Here is a 15,940-nt window from a genome sequence, read left to right as displayed (position 1 = left end):
GTACGACAGATTCCGTCGGCCCAGGTCCGGCCTGGTTTCAGGCGTCCTCGGGCTCGACGTACCGGGGGAACACCGGCGCGGGCGCAGGCAGGGAGGTGCCGGCCACGATTCGCGTCGCGAGGTCGGGGAACTGCCGCGCCTCGGGCTGCTGCCCGAGGATCGTGAGGATCTTGTCCGCCGCGTCCGGCATCACCGGCTGCACGAGGATGCCCACGATCCGCACGACCTCGAGGGTCACGTAGAGGACGGTCTCCATGCGGGCCGGGTCGGTCTTGCGCAGCACCCACGGCTCCTGCGCACTGAAGTACCGGTTCGTCTCGGCGAGTACGTGCCAGATCGCCTCGAGGCCGAGGTGAATGGCCTGCACGTCGAACTCGGCACGGACCTTCTCCAGCAGTGCGTCGGCCTGCGCGAGCAGCGCGTTGTCGGCGTCGGTGAACTCGCCCGGGGTCGGGACCCGACCGTCGCAGTTCTTGGCGACCATCGACAGCGACCGCTGCGCCAGGTTGCCGAGTTCGTTCGACAGATCTGCGTTCATGCGGGTGACGATGGCCTCGTGGCTGTAGCTGCCGTCCTGGCCGAAGGAGATCTCGCGGAGCAGGAAGAAGCGGACGGCGTCGAGGCCGTACTCCTCGACCATCTCGAGGGGGTCGACGACGTTGCCGACCGACTTCGACATCTTCTCGCCCTTGTTGTAGAGGAAGCCGTGCACGAAGACCCGCTTCGGCAGCTCCAGGCCGGCCGACATCAGGAACGCCGGCCAGTACACGGTGTGGAAGCGGCTGATGTCCTTGCCGATGATGTGCAGGTTCGCCGGCCAGTACTTGCCGAACGCCTCGGACTCGGTGTCGGGGAAGCCGACGCCGGTGAGGTAGTTCGTCAGCGCGTCCACCCACACGTACATGACGTGGTCCGAGTCGCCGGGCACCGGCACACCCCAGTTGAAGGTGGTGCGCGAGACCGACAGGTCCTTCAGTCCGCCGGAGACGAAGCTGACGATCTCGTTGCGGCGGGTCGCGGGAGCGATGAACTCCGGGTGCGACTCGTACAGCGCGAGCAGCCTGTCCTGGTACGCGGACAGCTTGAAGAAGTAGGTGGACTCCTCGGTCCACTCCACCGGGGTGCCGGTGTCGGTGGAGATACGGCTGCCGTCCTCCTGCAGCGTGGTCTCGCCCTCGGTGTAGTACGCCTCGTCGCGCACCGAGTACCAGCCCGAGTACGTGTCGAGGTAGATGTCGCCTGCCGCGACCATGCGCTCCCAGATCGCCTTGCTGGCCGCGTAGTGGTCCGAGTCGGTCGTCCGGATGAACCGGTCGTAGGAGATCCCCAGGACCTTGTCCATCGCCTGGAAGACGTCGGAGTTGCGGGCGGCGAGGTCGCGGACCTCGATGCCCAGCTTCTCCGCGGTCTGCTGCATCTTCAGACCGTGCTCGTCCGTTCCCGTCATGAAGAACACGTCGAACCCGTCCAGCCGCTTGAAGCGAGCCAGGGCGTCCGAGGCGATGTACTCGTAGGCGTGACCGATGTGCGGGGCGCCGTTGGGGTACGCGATCGCGGTGGTCATGAAGAACGGGGGCCGGCTGGGTGCAGTCATGATGCGCATATCGTATCCGTGTGCCCAAGGATCGTCCGGCCCCGGACCTGCCCGCGCCCCTCGCGCCCCTCGTGGACGCTCACACCCACCTCGATTCGTGTGGCGCGCGCGACGCGGCGACGGTCGCGGAGATCGTCGATCGGGCCGAGCAGGTCGGCGTCGGCCGGGTCGTGACCGTCGCCGACGACATCGCCGCCGCCCGCTTCGCCGTGGACGCCGCGCACTGGGACCAGCGGGTGTTCGCCGCGGTCGCGATCCATCCGACCCGTGCCAACGCCCTCGACGACGCGACGAAGGCCGAGATCGAACGTCTCGCCGCGGACCCGCGCACGGTCGCGGTGGGGGAGACGGGCCTGGACTACTACTGGCCCGGCAAGCTCGAGGGCTGCGCCGGCATCGAGGAGCAGGTCGAGGGGTTCCGCTGGCACATCGACCTCGCGAAGCGGCTGCGCAAGCCGCTGATGATCCACAACCGCGAGGCGGACCACGATCTGCTCACCGTGCTGCTGGACGAGGGCGCCCCGGAGACGGTGATCTTCCACTGCTTCTCGTCGGACGCGACGATGGCGCTGGCCTGTGTCGAGGCCGGTTACGTGCTGAGCTTCTCCGGCACGGTCAGCTTCCGCAACGCCCGTGAACTGCACGAGGCGGCGAAGCTCGTCCCCGACGACCAGCTGCTGGTCGAGACCGATGCGCCCTACCTGACGCCGCATCCGTTCCGCGGCGCACCCAACGAGCCGTACTGCCTGCCGTACACGGTCCGGTCGCTTGCCGAGACCCGCGGCCAGGACCCGTTCGAGCTCGCCGCCGCCGCGACCGCCAACGCCGAACGCGTCTACCGCCTGTGAGTCACAGGACCTTCCGAAGGAAGTCCTGCGTACGCGGCTGCTGTGGGTTGCCGAAGACCCCCTCCGGTGTGCCTTCCTCGACGATGTAACCGTCCGCCATGAAGATGACGCGGTCGGACACCTCGCGGGCGAAGCCCATCTCGTGGGTGACGACGACCATCGTCATGCCTCCCGCGGCGAGGTCGCGGAGCACCTGCAGGACCTCGCCGACCATCTCGGGGTCGAGGGCGCTGGTGGCCTCGTCGAACAGCATCACGTCGGGGTTCATCGCGAGGGCGCGGGCGATGGCGACGCGCTGCTTCTGGCCGCCGGACAGGTTGGCCGGGCGGGCCTCCGTCTTGTCGGCGAGCCCGACCTGCCCGAGCAGGCGGATGCCGTTCTCACGGGCCTCCTCCTTGGTGGACTTCTTCGTCTGGACCGGTGCGAGCATCACGTTCTCGAGCGCGGTCATGTGGGGGAACAGGTTGAAGTGCTGGAACACCATGCCGATGTGCTGGCGGACCTCGTCGATGTCCACCTTCTTGTCGGTGAGGTCGACACCGTCCACGACGACCGATCCGCCGGTGATGTCCTCGAGTCGGTTGAGGCAGCGCAGGAAGGTGCTCTTGCCGGACCCGGACGGTCCGATGACGCAGACCACCTCGCCGGGGGCGATCTCGACGTCGATGCCCTTGAGCACCTCGTTGTCCCCGTACGACTTGACCAGCCCGGTGACGGAGATCTTCGGTTCGGTGCTGGTGACGCTCTCGCTCACGCGTTTATCCTCTTCTCCAGCCGGTCGGACAGTTTGGTCAGGGCCATGATGATCACGAAGTAGAAGATTCCGACGATCAGCCACATGTTGAACGACTCGAAGTTCCTGGCAATGATGATCTTGCCCGTCTGGGTGAGTTCCGCAATGCCGATCACCGACAGGATCGACGTGTCCTTCAGGGTGATGACGGCCTGATTGACGAAGGACGGCATCATCGTCCGTACCGCCTGCGGCAGGACCACCTTGCGCATCGTGGGCAGATAGCCCATGCCAAGGCTGCGTGCTGCCTCCGCCTGGCCCTTGTCGACGGACTGGATGCCGCCGCGGATGATCTCGGTGATGTAGGCGCCTGCGTTCAGACTCAAGGTGATGATGCCCGCCGTCATCGCCGGCATCTTGAAGTCGAGTGCCGCCGGGATGCCGAAGTAGATGAAGAACGCCTGCACGATCAGCGGGGTCCCGCGGAATATGTCGACATAGACGACGCCGATGCCGCGCAGGATTCGACTCGTCGAGACCCGGAAGAACCCGAAGACCAGGCCCAGCACCAGCGCGATCGCCAGCGACACGACGGTCAGGACGATGGTGAGCCAAAGTCCTTCCATGAGCAGCGGGAAGCTGTCGCGCAGCAGGGAGAAGAAGGTGTTGCCGCCCTGCGCGGCCTGGGCTCCCTCACCGAGGTAGGTGTCGATGATCTCGTCGTACTGGCCGCTCGCCTTCACGTTCGCGAGGCCGGCGTTGAACATGCTCAGCAGTTCGGCGTTCTGGCCCTTGGAGACGGCGAATCCGTAGGAGGCGCCCGCCTCCTTCTCGGTGACGGTCTTCAGTCCGTTGCCCTGCGCGATGCCGTAGAGGAGCACTGGGTAGTCGTCGAACACGGCGACCGAGTTCCCGGTGCGCACGTCGTCGTACATGGACGCCGAGTCGTCGAAGGTAACGGTGGTGAAGCCGTACCGGCCCTTGATCGAGTCGGCGAACGCAGCACCCTCGGTGCCGGTCTTGACGGCGACGCGTTGCCCGCGCAGGTCCTCGTAGGAGGCGATGTCGTCGTTGTCCTCCGACACCGCCATCTGCACGCCGGACTCGAAGTACGGGTCGGAGAAGTCGAAGACCAGCTTGCGTTCGTCGGTGATGGACATGCCGGCGATGACGCCGTCCACCTGACGCGACTGCAACGCCTGGACGGCCGCGTTGAAACCGAGTGGTTTGATCTCGTATCGGAAACCTTGGTCCTCGGCGATGGCGGCGAGCAGGTCCATGTCGATGCCGACGAAATCGCCCTGTTCGTTCTGGAATTCGAACGGCGCGAATGTGACATCGGTCGCAATTACGTACGTCTTGCCGGGGTCGGACTGGGCTGTCGCGGGGGCCACCCCGAGCAGGGTGCCGAGCACGGCAAACACTCCGACCAGCAGTGTTACCACGCCAGCCCGTCTGACCTGGCGATTGGGCGGTCGATTCGAACGCCGGTGCGGACTGGTCGTGGGCATCCCGACCCTCCTCGTCGTCATGCGCGGTGGTGGCCGTTCCCGACCCTAGTTCTGGATGTTCACGAAGTGGCGGTACGCGTCCGCGTGGTTGCCGGAGCTCAGCCCTTTCGTTACCGTGCTGTGATCGACTACGGATGCGGTCACGCTCCGGTAACCGAACTCAGGACTTCTCGTGTCACCTCTTTCTCGGATCAACACGGCAAACTCCCCGCTGTTGCGCATCGTCGCCGCCGCCCTCCTCCTCACCCTCATCGCGGGCGGCGCAATGGCCATCTCCCGCCACAAGACGGTCTATGTCGACGTCGACGGCGAGACGGTCGCGCTCAGCACCATGTCCTCCGACGTGGGCGCGGTCCTCGAGGACGCCGGCTACGGGATCGGCGAGCACGACGTGGTCGCGCCGGCCGGCGGCAGCGCGGTTGCCGACGGCGACACCGTCGTCCTGCGGCGGGCCCGTGAGCTGACCCTGACCGTCGACGGGCAGCCCCGCACGCTGTGGACCACCGCCCTGACCGTCGACGAGGCCCTGACCCAGGAGCGGCTCGCCGGTGACGTCCACGTCTCCGCGTCGCGCTCGGAGCGTCTGCCGCTCGAGGGTTCGGACCTCCAGATCGTGAGCCCCAAGGCGGTGCGCCTCGTCGACGGTGCGAGCGCGCCCGCCGACATCCGCCTCGCCGCTCCCACCGTCGGTGAGCTCCTGGAGGCGCAAGGCGCCCCGCTGGAGCAGCAGGACACGGTCGAGCCCGCCGCGGACACGCCGGTCACCGACGGCCTCGAGGTGTCCGTGACGCGCGTCCGCACCGAGACCCGCAACGAGACGGAGTCCGTCGCGCCGCCGGAGCAGCGCATCGAGGACCCGACGATGAACATGAGCCGCACGATCCAGGAGAGCGCCGGCACGCCCGGCGTTCGGGACGTGACGTACGCGGTGACCACTGTGAACGGTGTCGAGACCGGGCGTGAGGAACTGTCCGAGACCGTGACCACCGCGCCGACACCCAAGGTCGTGCGGGTCGGCGCGAAGCCCGGCACCGAGGTGCCTCCGGTGGCCAACGGCGCCACCTGGGATGCGCTCGCGCAGTGCGAGGCCACCGGCAACTGGAACATCAACACCGGTAACGGCTACTACGGCGGCGTCCAGTTCGACCAGAACACGTGGGAGCGCCAGGGCGGGCTGAAGTACGCGCCCCGCGCCGACCTCGCGACGCGCGAGGAGCAGATCGCGATCGCGTCGAAGACCCAGCAGACCCAGGGCTGGGGCGCGTGGCCGTCCTGCACCAGCCGACTCGGCCTGCGCTGACCTCGCTGCGCTAGATTCACCACGTGCCCGACGAACCCTCGACCGCTTCCGACCTGCCCGAATCCGCTCCACGAGGCCAGGCGGCCCTGCTCGGACCCGCCGAGGTGCGGGCGCTGGCGGCGGAGTTCGACATCCGGCCGACCAAGCAACTCGGGCAGAACTTCGTCCACGACGGCAACACGGTCCGCAAGATCGTCGCGGTCTCCGGCGTCACCCGTGACGACGTGGTCCTCGAGGTGGGGCCGGGTCTCGGCTCGCTGACGCTGGCTCTGCTCGACGTGGTCGACAGGGTCGTCGCCGTCGAGATCGACCCGAAGCTCGCGGCGCGGCTGCCCACGACCGTCGCCGAACGGGCGCCGGAGCTGTCCGGCCGACTCGACGTCGTCCTCGAGGACGCCATGAAGGTGATGCCGTCCCAGGTGCCCGCCGAGCCGACCGCGCTGGTCGCGAACCTGCCCTACAACGTCGCGGTGCCGGTGCTGCTGCACCTGTTCGCCGAGTTCCCGTCGCTGCGCACCGCGCTGGTGATGGTGCAGGCGGAGGTCGCGGACCGGCTCGCCGCCCAGCCGGGCAACAAGATTTACGGGGTGCCGAGCGTCAAGGCATGCTTCTTCGGCCGGGTTCGCCGGGCGGGGGCCGTGGGGCGTCAGGTGTTCTGGCCGGAGCCGAAGATCGAGTCCGGCCTGGTCCGCATCGACCGCTTCGAGGAGGCGCCGTGGTCCCTCGACGCCGAGCACCGCAAGCGCGTGTTCGCGGTCGTGGATGCCGCATTCGCCCAGCGCCGCAAGACACTTCGTGCCGCGCTCGCGACCTGGGCGGGCTCGCCCGCCGAGGCGGAACGCAGGCTCGTCGCCGCGGGTATCGAGCCGTCCGCGCGGGGCGAGGTTCTCGACGCCGCAGCATTCGTGCGGCTGGCGAACGTCGAGTAGCGCCCTTCGATTCGTTGTGTTGAACGAATCAACTTCTGGCGCATTGTCTTACGATCCAGTCCCTGGCTCGTCTCTGAGGCTGTAGGCTGCCGCGCAGCGTCGGTTCGACGCCGCCGGGTCGAAATCGTGAAACACCGACCGGGTATCCACTGGCCGAGGGGGTTTCATCATGTCTCGATTCGCGGGGCGTCGCATTGGATTCGCTGTTGTCACCGCGGCCGCGCTCGCCGGCGGCTTTGCTGCCGGTGGCGGCACCGCGATAGCCGACTCGCCCGTGTCGGAGGAGGGTGTGGGTATCGAATCGTTGTCGGTCGAGGGCGGTTCCGTCGATCGGACGATCGACGATCCGGTCGAGAACCTCCTGCTTCCGTTGGCCGACTTTTTCGGGAGGTTGGTGACTTTCGGAAGCGTGATGCCACCGAGCATGGGCGGAGTGGGTTAGATCGATATCGAGTTAGCATGCAGGTGTGCCGCTGCATCCAGACTCGAATGGAAAGACGTTCGCCGACTACGACCGCCCGTCTGTCGCGGTGGACGTCGCCGTCCTGACGTACGTGGACGGCGCGATCAAGGTTCTGGTGGTCGAGCACGAGAAGCTCGGCGGGCGGGCCTTGCCGGGGACGTTCCTGCACTCGGGAGAGCGGCTCGCCGATGCCGCAGCGCGCGCCCTCAGAGACAAGGCCCGCCTGTCCGGCACCTCGTTCCGGCAGTTGGCGATGTTCGACGATCCGGACCGCGACGACCGCGGGTGGGTGATCTCGATGGCGCACACCGCCGCCATCCCCGATCAGGATCTCCCCGGTGACGCCGTCCTCGTCCCGGTGACGGACGGGCGGTGCACCGGGGATCTGCTCTTCGACCACGCCGACATGGTGGCGCTGGCGGTGCGGGATCTGCGCGACCGCTACACCGAGCAGGTGGACCCGGACGGCCTTCTCGGAGAACAGTTCACGATGCTCCAGCTCAACGAGCTGTACCGCGTCGTGTTCGCGCTGGAGCGCCTGCAGAAGGACTCGTTCCGCAGGCACGTCATCGGGGCACTCGAACCGACCGGCGCGTGGTCGGCAGAAGGTGCGGGCCGTCCTGCCGAGTTGTTCCGACGGGCCGACGACGCATCGCTGTCCGTCAAGGCCGCAGCACTCTTCGCGAAATGACCTGTGCGCGTTTGTGGTAGCGGGAGCTACCACAAACGCGCACAGGGCGCGGAGCGCCTACCTGAAGCGGCGCAGCCGCAGGCTGTTGCTGACCACGAAGACGCTGGAGAACGCCATCGCGGCCCCGGCGAGCATCGGGTTGAGCAGTCCGGCAGCGGCCAGCGGCAGGGCCGCGACGTTGTAGGCGAACGCCCAGAACAGGTTGCCCTTGATCGTGCGGAGAGTCCTGCGCGACAGCCGGATCGCGTCCGCCGCGGCCCGCAGGTCCCCGCGCACCAGGGTCAGGTCACTGGCCTCGATCGCGACGTCGGTGCCGGTTCCCATCGACAGGCCGAGGTCGGCCTGAGCCAGGGCGGCCGCGTCGTTGACTCCGTCGCCGACCATCGCGACCACCCTCCCCTCGGACTGCAGTCGCTTCACCGTCTCGACCTTGTCCTGCGGCAGCACCTCGGCGATCACCTCGTCGATGCCGACCTGCGCGGCGATGGTGCGGGCTGTGTCGGCGTTGTCACCGGTCAGCATGATCGGGGTGAGCCCGAGGGCCTTCAGTTCGGCGACGGCCTGGGCCGACGTCGGCTTCACGGCGTCCGCGACCGCGAGCACCCCGCGGGCTTTCCCGTCCCAGCCCACAGCGACGGCGGTGCGCCCGGCGGCTTCCGCTGCCCGCAATCCTGATTCGAGGTGCGCGGGTAGGGGCATCGCCCAGTCGGCGAGCAGTCCGGGACGTCCGACGACGACCGCGCGGCCGTCCACGACGCCCTGCACTCCGAGCCCTTCGATGTTCGCGAACTCCGCGACGGCGGGCAGGGTGCCCGCTTCGGCTGCTGCGATGGAGATCGCCCGGGCGATGGGGTGCTCGGATGCGTGTTCCAGTGCCCCCGCGTACCGCAGCACGTACTCGGCGGTCTCGCCGTCGGCGGCGAGGACGTCCTGCAGGGTCATGGTTCCGGTGGTCACGGTGCCGGTCTTGTCGAGGACCACGGTGTCGACGCGGCGGGTCGATTCGAGCACCTCCGGTCCCTTGATGAGGATGCCGAGCTGCGCGCCGCGACCGGTACCGACCATGAGGGCGGTGGGGGTGGCGAGTCCGAGGGCACAGGGGCAAGCGATGATGAGCACCGCGACGGCGGCGGTGAAGGCGGCGGCGACGGATCCGCCGGTGCCGAGCCAGAAGCCGAGTGTCGCAACGGCGAGCGCGATGACGATCGGCACGAAGATGCCGGAGATCCGGTCGGCGAGCCGCTGGGCCTTGGCCTTGCCGGTCTGCGCGTCCTCGACGAGCTTCGCCATCTGGGCGAGCTGCGTATCGGATCCGATCCGGTTCGCGCGCACCACGATCCGTCCGCCGACGTTGACGGTGGCGCCGACGACGGCGTCGCCGACGGTGACCTCGACGGGCACCGACTCGCCGGTGAGCATGGATGCGTCGACGGCGGACGCTCCCTCGACGACCTCGCCGTCGGTGGCGACCTTCTCGCCGGGCCGGACGACGAACAGGTCACCGACGGCGAGCTGCTCGATCGGGATGCTCTGCTCGGTGCCGCCGCGCAGCACCGACACCTCCTTGGCGCCCATCTCGAGCAGTGCGCGCAGCGCGGCCCCGGAGCGACGCTTGGCGCGGGCCTCGAAGTAGCGGCCGGCCAGGATGAAGGTGGTCACGCCCGCGGCGGCTTCGAGGTAGATGTTGCCGGTGCCGTCGGTGCGGGCGATGGTCAGCTCGAAGGGGTGGGTCATACCCGGGGTGCCCGCGGTGCCCCAGAACAGCGCGTACAGCGACCAGCCGAACGCGGCGAGGACACCGATCGACACCAGGGTGTCCATGGTCGCGGTGCCGTGCTTGAGGTTCGCCCAGGCGGCCTTGTGGAACGGCCACGCTCCCCACACGACAACCGGCGCGGCGAGGGTGAGCGAGAGCCACTGCCAGTTGGTGAACTGCAACGCCGGGATCATCGCCATCGCGATCACCGGCACACTCAGTGCGAGCGAGATCAGCAGCCGCGTGCGGAGCGTTGCCGTCGGGTCGACCTCGACCGGCTCCTCCTCGTCCGTGCCGCGAGGAGGCTCCGGTAGGGCGGCGGTGTATCCGGCCGATTCGACGGTGGCGACCAGGTCGTCGGCGCTGACGTCACCGGTGTACTCGACGTGCGCCTTCTCGGTGGCGTAGTTGACGGTGGCGGTCACGCCGTCGAGCTTGTTCAGCTTGCGTTCGATGCGGTTCGCGCAGGACGCGCAGGTCATACCGCCGATCACCAGCTCGATCTGTCCCGCGGTCGGTGTTTGCGCGACGGGGTTCATCGGGGCTCCTCTCCGGTGTTCGGTCAGTGGCCGTGGCCTGCGGGCGCGACGGGGTCGGCTGGGACGGTTGTGGTGCTGGTGCTGGTGCTGTCGGCGTCGACGGTGAACTCCGCCGTGCGGACGGTGCCCTCGTGCCGGAAGTCGAGGAACAGTCGGTACGTGCCGCTGCTCGGTGCCTGTGAATGGAAGACGACGTCGGGGCCGGGCGCGGTGGTGCCGTCGCCGGGCTCACCCTCGGGGTGAACGTGCAGGTAGGCGAGGTCGCCGGTGCGGAGCGCCACCAGGTGTCCGTAGGCGCCCAGGTAGGGCTGCAGGTCGGTCACCGGGTTCCCGTCCCGGCTGACGGTGAGGGTGAGTGGACCGCCGGCGGTCGTCAGGTCGCCGGTGAGGTCGACGCGGTATCCGTCGACCTCCGCGGTCCGCGAGGTCGGGGGAGTCGCGACCGGGGTGAAGGCCCCGGCGACATCGACGTTCCGGCCCAGGGTCAGGGCGGGCCCGCCGGTCGGCTGGAAGTCCGCGAACACGCGGTACGTGCCGCCGGTCGGCCAGGTCCAGTCGATCGACCAGGTTCCGTCGGGTGCACGTGCCGGAACGCGGTGGTGTCGGTGCGCACGACGATGAGATGGAGCGGCTTCTCGTGCTGGTCGGTGAACGCGGTGACCGGTTCGCCGGTTGGTCCGGTGATCCGGAAGCTCAGTGTGCCCGGCGTGTTCGCGGCGGCCGGTGCGGAGACCTCGGTGAGCGTGTAGCCCTGTTCGGAGACCTGCAGGCCAGCGGGCGACGTGGTCGCGGGCCCGGTCACCGGTGCCGTGTGGCTCTCGTGCGTGGTGGTGGACATGTCGATCGGGCTCCCCACGGTCGCGCCCACCCCGAGGGCCGCCGCGAAGATCGCGGCGAGCCCTGCGGTGTAGGCGGCCAGCTTGGTTGCGGTGTTCACGGTTCGACGCTGTAGCCGGCCTCGTCGACGGCGGCGCGAACGGCGCCCTCGTCGACGGGTGCGTCGCTGGTGACGGTCAGTCGGCCGGTCGCCAGGTCCACGGCGACGTCGGTGACGCCCGCGACGGCTCCGACCTCCTCGCGAACCGAGGCCACGCAATGTCCGCAGGTCATGCCGGTGACGGTGTAGTTGCTCTGCATGGGACGCTCCTCTCGTGGACGAGTATACCGGGTGGGGGTATCTCGATGAGATGAACATACCCCCCATGGGTATGAGTGGCAAGGGTGTGACCGTGCCCCGTGCTCGATGTCGGCCCCGTGCGGGCGGGTGCTCCGTAGTGCCGAACCGAATTGCTCAGTGGCAAAACATGATTCGATACGCCGGCGGTGGGTTCGGCCCGCGGTGTCGCCTAGGCGGTGACGTTCGTCGCATTCGTCGAGGTCCCGGTGAGGTCGCGCGTGGAGCGACGGCAGATGCGGGTTCGCTCAGCAGTGACCCTCCGATGTGGCGGCGATGCCTGCCCGCCAGCCCGGGGCCCGACCTCGTTGCGGGGGCTTGACGGCGGTCAGGTCGACGCCGCTGCGAGTCAACACCCACGAGACGACGGAGCCGACGGAGGATCCGCCGGTGAACATCACTCTTGCACCGATGGCCACCGTGGCGGCGGCCTGCTTGAATTCTGACCATGAAACGGACAATCGCGACAGTTGTGGCCTTGGGTGCGCTGCCGCTCGCCGGGTGCTCCGCCGCGGGATCCGATGGCGCGTCGGACGGCCGAACGGTTTTCGACGTGACAGGGCGGCTGAGTGGAGTGAGTGGTGACCAAGGCGGTGCGGCGTGCTCCTCCGAGTACGGCCCCATCGAACCCGGCCTGGGAGTCAGGCTGACCAGCGACCGTCGGCTGGTCGGCTTCGCGGTCCTCGTGCGCGACGACGAAGCCGACCCCGCGTCGTGCGCGTTCACCTTCGTCATGCCCGGCGTCGAGCATCGCGACGGCGAGTACTCGCTGTCGGTCGCGGACCGTGACGCCGGCACCTTCGACGTCCACCAGCTTCGCGCAGGCCTGTCGCTGGCAGGTTGACGAGCCGAGCACTTCGACGGTGTCGGTCGGATTCGGAGATCCCGGAACCCCTGTGGTCATCGCGGCGGCTCTCGGCGCCGTCACCGTCTCCGGATTGGACCTCGTTGCGAACGTCGTGGTGTGGGGGACCGCCGCTGTGGGTGGGGCGCTGGCGCGCTCCTCGGCGAACGCCGCCGCTCGAGGTCTGTCACCCCGTAGTTCGCCACGTGCGCTTCGCCCGGACACCGCGATGGAGTCGGTGACGAACGCACTCAGTCAGTTGATCGAGCCGCATCGATACGGTCCTCGAGATGGTGTGAAAGAGACCTGGAGAAGGTTGCGCTGATGTGCCCTCCCGTGTCCCGGTACACGACAACGTTGCCGATCACCGCAGGACATCGCCCATCGGCGCAGTACAAGTCGGTCAGGTCCACGACCGACGCACCAGGAACGGAGCCGGCGGCCGCGATCAGCGGGTCCGCCTTCCCGGTGCCCTCCGACATCGTCATCCCACACGCGGCGATGTCGTCGGCCTCGGCACCGAATCTGGTCAGGCACTCGAGCGCGCTCTCGGTGACCGTGGGGTTGTCGGCGACGACGACAATCTTCGTGCCGCGCGCTGCGACCGGACTCCACGCCGAGGCGTAGTCGGCGGCGTTTCCGTACTTGCGCGATGCGGTGGTCAGGATCACGTCGTACGGCTCGTCGGTCAGGAGACGGTTCTGAACCGTCTGCATGACGTCCCCACAGTCGTCGTTGGGACTGGTGGCCCACTGGCAGTCGTAACCGACGAACGCCGTGAGGTTCCAGTTCTCGCTCACCAGGAACTCGCTGAGGGCAGGTAGCAGCATCGCGGCGTGCGAATCACCGACGAGCGCCACCTTGAGCGCATCGTCCTCGGTGGATCCGAACACGCAGCGCGGCATGGATCCACCCTGCTGCCGCCAGCACGAGTAGGCCCCCTGGGTGTCCTTGGCGAAGCTGTCCAGGCTGGGCTTCATCAGATCGAGGTCGACTGTTGCCGCGCAGTTCGGGTCGGCCATCGTTCCGGCACCGAGACAGGGGTCCTCGGGTGCGGTGAACTGTGCCGACTGTGCAACATAGAGGGACTCGTACTCCTCGCCGACGCGCTGGGCTCGATCGGACAGCTGGATGCCGATCAGTCCGGAGAGCATCGCGGCAGCTGCGACGAAGCCCGTGGTCCGCCACGTGCCGGGACGGATCGTGGCGATGGTTCTGCCGTGTCCGACCTCAGTGGGACGTTCGAGCCACGTGGACCTGCGAATCCGGTCCTCGAAGTAGGTGAACGACACATGCGACAGCAGCAGGGCAAGTGTCGCCGCGATTGCATGGTAGGCCGCGCCTGGCGGAACGATCACGGCGAGAACGACGATCACGGGCCAGTGCCAGAGATAGAGAGAGTACGAGACCTTGCCGAAGTACTGTGCGACGGGATTCGTCAGAATCGGCATCGCGCGGACGTCTGCTCCGTGGAAGGACGCGACGACGACCGCCGTCGCCATCACCGGCAGAGCCGCACCCGGGCCAGGGAACTGCGTCGTCTCGGTGATGAGGAACAGCGAGGCGGCGACGCCGGCCAGTCCCGCGTAGGCCAGCGTCGGACGGAGTGGACCGCGGGAAGGCAGCTTCGCGAGTAGGGGTCCGAGGATGGCCACGAGGGCTCCGACACCGAGCTCCCAGACCCGAGTGAGTGTCGAGAAGTAGGCACTCGCAGGTGAACTCCCGCTCTGCGCCACGGACCACGTGAACGAGATCAGCACGACGGAGCCCATACCTGCCGCCAGGACACCGGTCCGTATGTGTGCACGTCCGCGTCGCGCGGCTCTTCTGGTGACCAGGAAGAGCGCGAGTAGAAGCGCGGGCCATACGAAATAGAACTGTTCCTCGATGCTGAGTGACCAGTAGTGCTGGAGCGGCGAGGGTGGTTGGCCTTGCTGAAAATAGTCCGTTCCCACACTCTCGAATCGCCAGTTTGCTCCGAACAGCGCCGCGCACAAGCCGTCCAGCAGGGTTTCCTTGGCTCGTTGAGCAGGAAAGACGATGTATCCCGCGACAACGGTGACGGCAATGACGAGAAGTGCTGCCGGAATGATCCGCCGGACGCGCCGAATGTAGAAGTTGGAGAACGACAGGGACCCTGTCTCGGTCCGCTCTCGGATGAGCAGGGCGGTGATGAAGAATCCGCTGAGAACGAAGAAGATGTCGACACCCACGAAGCCGCCGGACGGCCATCCGAACAGGTGGTTGACGAACACCGCGAGCACTGCCACCGCTCGCATGCCTTCCAGGTCCGGGCGAAAGGTGGATCGTGGCAGCCGTGCTGCCCGCCCGTGAAGAGAGGATGGTGCCGGTGCTGCCATGGATGTCCTCAGGGTTTTCGCGCCAGGGATGACGAGGTGCGGCGGGTTTCGTTGTGGTGGCTCAGTCGTCGGTGGAAGGCAGTTCCAGACGTTCGGAGAGCCACGCCCGGAGCGTCGGTCCGTAGGTGGGGTGGTCGAGCGCATGATCGACACAGGCGCGGAGGTACCCGCCGGGGTTGCCGAGGTCGTGGCGGGGGCCACGATGAACGACAACGTGGACAGGATGGCCTTCGTCGATGAGGAGGGCGATCGCGTCCGTGAGTTGAAGCTCCCCACCGACGCCGGGTTCGACCCGTCGAAGGGCGTCGAAGATGGCACGGTCGAGAAGGTATCGGCCTGCCGCAGCGAGAGTGGAGGGCGCGTTCTCGAGCCTTGGCTTCTCGATCATTCCGAGAACCTTCATAACATTCGGGTTGGCGACACCGGGTACTTCCTCGACGTCGAAGATTCCGTACGAGCCGACCTGTGACTTCGGGACGTCGATGGCACAGAGGACGCTGCCACCGCGTTTGGCGCGGACCCGCGCCATGATGTCCAGGACTCCGCTGGGCTGGACGAGATCGTCGGGAAGCAGGACCGCGATGGCGTCCTCGTCGTCGGCGAGCGTTTGCTCGGCGCAGTTCACGGCATGGCCGAGGCCGAGGGGCTCCTCCTGAATCACCGACTCGACGTCGATCAAATTCGGTGCGCGGCGGACCTTCTCGAGCAGTTCGTGCTTCCCGCTCGCTCGCAGTCGTCCCTCGAGTACCGCATCCTCGACGAAATGCCCTACCACTCCCGCTTTCCCGGGAGCCGTGACGACGACCAGCCGCTCGGCGCCCGAGGCGGCTGCCTCGGAAGCGACGAGTTCGATGCCCGGTGTGTCGACGACGGGAAGCAATTCCTTCGGCACCGTCTTGGTGGCCGGCAGGAATCGGGTTCCCATCCCCGCTGCCGGAACAACCGCGGTTCTGAATGCGAGGGTTGGCGTGGTGGTCGGAGTGCCCATGAATGCTCCTCGTTGTCTTCTCGGCTGGCGCGAACCGATTCCGGCTTCGGTGGGGCGTGTCAGCGGGATCCCCTCGCGGGCTGCGTGATCGAGCGCGCACATCAATCGGGAGGGTGGTGATGCCGGAAGTGTAGAGCACCCTGAGCGACAACACCGCTCGGTGATCCTCGATCGTCCGCGTCGAGTCGTCGCCCGAACACGACTGCGCGG

General features: G+C 67.7%; 12 protein-coding genes and 1 pseudogene. 5 read left to right on the top strand and 8 right to left on the bottom strand.

Annotated features, from left to right (window positions below; translation table 11 throughout):
• Nucleotides 1-37: 37 nt before the first annotated feature.
• Nucleotides 38-1,594, bottom strand: coding sequence for a methionine--tRNA ligase (gene metG / locus ACFSJG_RS01485; RefSeq protein ID WP_378483430.1), 1,557 nt, complete (start codon nucleotides 1,592-1,594; stop codon nucleotides 38-40).
• 20 nt (nucleotides 1,595-1,614) lie between these two features.
• On the opposite strand from metG, the gene ACFSJG_RS01480 reads away from it, so the two are divergent.
• Nucleotides 1,615-2,442, top strand: coding sequence for a TatD family hydrolase (locus tag ACFSJG_RS01480; protein ID WP_378483429.1), 828 nt, complete (start codon nucleotides 1,615-1,617; stop codon nucleotides 2,440-2,442).
• Between the two features lies 1 nt (nucleotide 2,443).
• Here ACFSJG_RS01480 and ACFSJG_RS01475 read toward each other — a convergent pair whose 3' ends face one another.
• Nucleotides 2,444-3,196 carry an amino acid ABC transporter ATP-binding protein gene (locus ACFSJG_RS01475; protein WP_378483428.1) on the bottom strand — a complete coding sequence of 251 codons (753 nt, stop codon included), beginning with the start codon at nucleotides 3,194-3,196 and terminating at the stop codon, nucleotides 2,444-2,446.
• Complete coding sequence (locus tag ACFSJG_RS01470) at nucleotides 3,193-4,686, bottom strand: amino acid ABC transporter substrate-binding protein/permease (protein WP_378483427.1); 1,494 nt, start codon at nucleotides 4,684-4,686, stop codon at nucleotides 3,193-3,195. The genes ACFSJG_RS01475 and ACFSJG_RS01470 overlap by 4 nt, the downstream gene beginning before the upstream one ends.
• 172 nt (nucleotides 4,687-4,858) lie before the next feature.
• Between ACFSJG_RS01470 and ACFSJG_RS01465 the strand changes: the two genes are divergently transcribed.
• From ACFSJG_RS01465 to ACFSJG_RS01455, 3 genes are all read left to right on the top strand, one after another.
• Nucleotides 4,859-5,986: a transglycosylase family protein gene (locus ACFSJG_RS01465; protein ID WP_378483426.1), complete on the top strand. Its 1,128-nt coding sequence runs from the start codon at nucleotides 4,859-4,861 to the stop codon at nucleotides 5,984-5,986.
• A gap of 23 nt (nucleotides 5,987-6,009) precedes the next feature.
• Nucleotides 6,010-6,915: a 16S rRNA (adenine(1518)-N(6)/adenine(1519)-N(6))-dimethyltransferase RsmA gene (rsmA, locus tag ACFSJG_RS01460; RefSeq protein ID WP_378483425.1), complete on the top strand. Its 906-nt coding sequence runs from the start codon at nucleotides 6,010-6,012 to the stop codon at nucleotides 6,913-6,915.
• Nucleotides 6,916-7,382: 467 nt separating this feature from the next.
• Nucleotides 7,383-8,069 carry an NrtR DNA-binding winged helix domain-containing protein gene (locus tag ACFSJG_RS01455; protein WP_378483424.1) on the top strand — a complete coding sequence of 229 codons (687 nt, stop codon included), beginning with the start codon at nucleotides 7,383-7,385 and terminating at the stop codon, nucleotides 8,067-8,069.
• 57 nt (nucleotides 8,070-8,126) lie between these two features.
• On the opposite strand, the gene ACFSJG_RS01450 is transcribed toward ACFSJG_RS01455, so the two are convergent.
• The 3 genes and pseudogenes from ACFSJG_RS01450 to ACFSJG_RS01440 form a co-directional block, all read right to left on the bottom strand.
• Entirely contained in the window at nucleotides 8,127-10,364 is a 2,238-nt protein-coding gene (locus ACFSJG_RS01450) for a heavy metal translocating P-type ATPase (RefSeq protein ID WP_378483423.1), read from the bottom strand.
• 23 nt (nucleotides 10,365-10,387) lie between these two features.
• Nucleotides 10,388-11,301: pseudogene (locus ACFSJG_RS01445) on the bottom strand (hypothetical protein).
• Nucleotides 11,298-11,501, bottom strand: coding sequence for a heavy-metal-associated domain-containing protein (locus tag ACFSJG_RS01440; protein ID WP_378483422.1), 204 nt, complete (start codon nucleotides 11,499-11,501; stop codon nucleotides 11,298-11,300). The pseudogene ACFSJG_RS01445 and the gene ACFSJG_RS01440 overlap by 4 nt, the downstream one beginning before the upstream one ends.
• A gap of 611 nt (nucleotides 11,502-12,112) precedes the next feature.
• On the opposite strand from ACFSJG_RS01440, the gene ACFSJG_RS01435 reads away from it, so the two are divergent.
• The gene (locus tag ACFSJG_RS01435) at nucleotides 12,113-12,382 is read left to right on the top strand and encodes a hypothetical protein (RefSeq protein WP_378483421.1); all 270 of its coding nucleotides are present in this window, start codon (nucleotides 12,113-12,115) and stop codon (nucleotides 12,380-12,382) included.
• Nucleotides 12,383-12,633: 251 nt separating this feature from the next.
• On the opposite strand, the gene ACFSJG_RS01430 is transcribed toward ACFSJG_RS01435, so the two are convergent.
• Together ACFSJG_RS01430 and ACFSJG_RS01425 are read right to left on the bottom strand one after the other, a co-directional pair.
• The gene (locus ACFSJG_RS01430; protein WP_378483420.1) at nucleotides 12,634-14,661 is read right to left on the bottom strand and encodes an acyltransferase family protein; all 2,028 of its coding nucleotides are present in this window, start codon (nucleotides 14,659-14,661) and stop codon (nucleotides 12,634-12,636) included.
• A gap of 142 nt (nucleotides 14,662-14,803) precedes the next feature.
• Nucleotides 14,804-15,730 (bottom strand): UTP--glucose-1-phosphate uridylyltransferase, encoded by a 927-nt coding sequence (locus tag ACFSJG_RS01425; RefSeq protein WP_378483419.1) that lies wholly within the window; start codon nucleotides 15,728-15,730, stop codon nucleotides 14,804-14,806.
• Nucleotides 15,731-15,940 lie beyond the last annotated feature (210 nt).

The sequence above is a fragment of the Rhodococcus gannanensis genome, from assembly GCF_042681175.1.
Classification (GTDB): Bacteria; Actinomycetota; Actinomycetes; order Mycobacteriales; family Mycobacteriaceae; genus Rhodococcus_G; species Rhodococcus_G gannanensis.
This window is presented reverse-complemented; position numbering and strand designations above follow the sequence as displayed.